This window comes from Gilvimarinus sp. 1_MG-2023 (assembly GCF_030548285.1).
On sequence record NZ_JAUOSC010001081.1, the window covers coordinates 1 to 268 of the forward strand.

The 268-nt window shown below is 47.8% G+C and carries 1 pseudogene; it reads right to left on the reverse strand.

Features of this window, described 5'->3' with window-relative positions:
* Positions 1 to 268, reverse strand: a pseudogene (gene rpsA, locus Q4563_RS20195) (30S ribosomal protein S1); the annotation flags it as partial.

The window sequence follows — 268 nt, forward strand, 5'->3', positions numbered from 1 at the left end:
ACCTTACCGTTGATAATACCGGTAACCATTTCTTCAGCTTCAAAGGCTTTCTCAAGCTCTTTCCAGCTTTCAGCACGCTAGGCTTTTTCACGAGACAGCTTAGTTTCACCAAAACCGTCTTCAACCGCTTCCAGGGAAACCTGGGTTTCGTCGCCAATAGCAACTTCCAGTTCACCTTTTTCATTCAGGAACTGGCTGCGGGGAATAACAGCTTCAGATTTCAGACCTGAGTTCACAGTTACCCAGTCGCTGTCGATGTCGACTACGG